This is a genomic window from Nonomuraea sp. NPDC049141 (genome assembly GCF_040648415.1).
In the GTDB taxonomy this organism is placed as follows: domain Bacteria; phylum Actinomycetota; class Actinomycetes; order Streptosporangiales; family Streptosporangiaceae; genus Nonomuraea.
In genome coordinates this window covers 1-2,710 of sequence record NZ_JBEZDR010000115.1, presented here as the reverse complement: position 1 = coordinate 2,710, position 2,710 = coordinate 1, and the positions used below count along the sequence as shown (strand labels likewise).

General features: G+C 71.6%; 3 protein-coding genes. 1 reads left to right on the top strand and 2 read right to left on the bottom strand.

What is annotated here, in order from left to right; genetic code table 11:
- Nucleotides 1-397 (bottom strand): DUF1349 domain-containing protein (locus AB0B91_RS64875; protein WP_358342971.1); only part of this gene is annotated, 397 nt, incomplete at its 3' end.
- A 147-nt stretch (nucleotides 398-544) separates the two neighbouring features.
- Here AB0B91_RS64875 and AB0B91_RS64870 point away from each other — a divergent pair.
- Complete coding sequence (locus AB0B91_RS64870) at nucleotides 545-2,197, top strand: alpha-amylase family protein (RefSeq protein ID WP_357660347.1); 1,653 nt, start codon at nucleotides 545-547, stop codon at nucleotides 2,195-2,197.
- Between the two features lie 4 nt (nucleotides 2,198-2,201).
- Here AB0B91_RS64870 and AB0B91_RS64865 read toward each other — a convergent pair.
- On the bottom strand, nucleotides 2,202-2,710 hold a 509-nt coding region (locus AB0B91_RS64865), incomplete at its 5' end, for a DUF4139 domain-containing protein (RefSeq protein WP_358342969.1).

The following is a 2,710-nucleotide window of genomic DNA, read 5'->3' as shown; positions in this document are numbered from 1 at the left end:
GCACGGTCACCTCCCGCCCGGCCCAGATCGGCACCGGGGCGACCGACCAGTCGGAGACCTCGCGAGTCACCACGGCACCGACCTGCGGCTGGCCGTCGCTGACCTCCACCCCGGCCTTGACCCAGTTCCGCTCGTCGACCCGGACCAGCACGCCGGCCTGGTCGAACTGTTCGCCGTAGTCGAGGACGAAGCTCACCTCCACGGCCTCGCCCGTGGGCAGCGGCGCGAGCAGCGCCGGGGCGTCGTCGTGGACGAAGCCGTACGAGGTGTGCCGCCACAGGTCGCTGCCCCCGGCCGGCTGCACCAGCAGGTCGCCCGCCGGCCCGCCCTCGACCAGCACCGGCTCGTTCCACCACTCACCCTCGGCCCAGTCGATCGGCCGCTGCCCGTCTCCCATGCCGGTGACCGTACCGCCGGTGCTCGCCCGGGCGCCGCCCCTCGGGCGCGACGGCCGGGACGACAGGCAGGCTCGTCCACGTTCACTGACGGGCCGTACCCGGCCCCGGTGTTTGGGGGTACGCGGGATCGGAGACATAAGTTCGGCATGGCTGACAGGTGGTACTCGGAGGCGGTCGTCTACTGCCTCGACATCGACACGTACGCGGACTCCGACGGCGACGGCGTCGGTGACATCCGGGGGCTCATCGGCCGGCTGGACTACCTCGCCCGGCTGGGCGTGACCTGCCTCTGGCTGCACCCCATCCACCCGTCTCCCAACCGCGACGACGGCTACGACGCGACCGACTTCTACAACGTCGACCCGCGCTTCGGCACCCTCGGCGACTTCGCGGAGCTGCTGCACCAGGCGCAGAACCGCGGCATCCGGGTGATCATCGACCTGGTCGTGAACCACACCTCGAACGAGCACCCGTGGTTCCAGTCCGCCCGCTCGTCGCCCGACTCGCCGTACCGGGACTGGTACGTCTGGGCCGACCACGAGCCGGCCGACCGGCACCAGGGCATGGTCTTCCCCGGCGAGCAGCACGAGACCTGGACCTACGACCGCACCGCCAAGGCCTGGTACTACCACCGGTTCTACAAGTTCCAGCCGGACCTGAACATGGCCAACCCGGCGGTCCGTGCCGAGGTCAAGAAGATCATGTCGTTCTGGCTCCAGCTCGGCGTCTCCGGCTTCCGGATGGACGCGGTGCCGTTCATCATCGAGCTGACCGAGCCGGGCAACCCGGGCTCCCCGAAGGACTTCGAGTTCCTCACCGAGCTGCGCCAGCACGTGCAGTGGCGCCGGGGCGACGCCGTCCTGCTCGCCGAGGCCAACGTCGAGCCCGACCAGCTGCCGACCTTCTTCGCCGACAGCGGAGGCTCGGGCAACCGGCTGCACATGCTCTTCGACTTCATGCTCAACGGGCGCCTGATGCTGGCCCTCGCCCGGCAGGACCCGGAGCCCATCATCGAGGCGCTGCGGGACACCCCGGCGCTGCCCGAGGGCGGGCAGTGGGCCACGTTCCTGCGCAACCACGACGAGATCGACCTCTCCCGGCTCACCGCCGAGCAGCGCAACCAGGTGTACGCGCAGTTCGGCCCGGACGAGAACATGCGCATCTACGACCGGGGCATCCGCCGCCGGCTCGCCCCGATGCTCGGCAACGACCGCCGCCGCATCGAGCTGGCGTACGCGTTGCAGTTCTCGCTGCGCGGCACGCCGGTGCTGCGCTACGGCGAGGAGATCGGGATGGGGGAGGACCTCTCGCTGCCCGGCCGGGAGGCGATCCGCACCCCGATGCAGTGGTCGTACCAGCCGAACGCCGGCTTCTCCACGGCCGACCCGGAGAAGCTGGTCCGCCCGGTGATCGACAAGGGCGAGTTCTCGTACGAGAAGGTCAACGTGACCGCCCAGCGCAGCGACCAGAAGTCGCTGCTCGCCTGGTTCGAGCGGATGATCCGTACGCTCCGGGAGGCCCCCGAGGTGGGCTCGGGGTCGACGACCCACATCGACGTGACGATGCCGCCGGGGGTGCTGGCGCACCGGGCCGACGGCCGCGCCGGCACGATGGTCTTCGTGCACAACCTCGGCACCACCGACGCCGACGTGGACCTCAGCACGCTGGAGCCGGAGGCTGACCTGCCCATCGACGTCCTCGCCGACCGCAACTACGGCGACGTCGGCAAGCTGGACCGCCTGAAGGTGGCCGGCTACGGCTACCGGTGGATCCGCCTCTGCCGGGGCCGCGGTTTCTGACCGGTCATTCCCGCCAGCCGGCCAGCTCGACGCCCTTGGCGAGCTCGACCCGGAAGCCCAGGGTGATCTCCCCGCTCTCCCCCGGCCCGAGCCGCAGCCGCCAGGTCAGCTCGCCCAGCTCCGTGCGCTCGGCCGGGGGCGGGACGAGGGTCGGTTCCCGTACGACCACTGCCTCGTCGCGCGACACCGGAAGCTGGTCGCGCACCTCCACGGTCGCCGGACGGGGCGTGTGGTTGGCGACGCTGATCCGGTACTCCACGTCGCGCCGCCGGGTCGAGCCGAGGGTGGCGCGGGTGTCGGAGCGTCGGCTGAGCTCGCGCTCCACGCGGACCCGGTCGTCCACCCCGAGGGCCAGTTCGGTCTCCTCGCCGGGCGCCCACGTCGGCAGCCGGGTGGCCGCGACGAAGTCGGCACCGTGGAAGACCGCCGCCGGGCCGGGGAGCAGCGTGTGCGACGAGGTGTTGCGTACGGTCGCCCGCAGGTGCGCCTCGGTCGCGCGGACCGGCGCGGTCA

What these genes read in the sequence shown, in the direction of transcription:
- AB0B91_RS64870 (WP_357660347.1), top strand. Translation starts at nt 545, where the DNA reads ATGGCTGACAGGTGGTACTCGGAGGCGGTCGTCTACTGCCTCGACATC.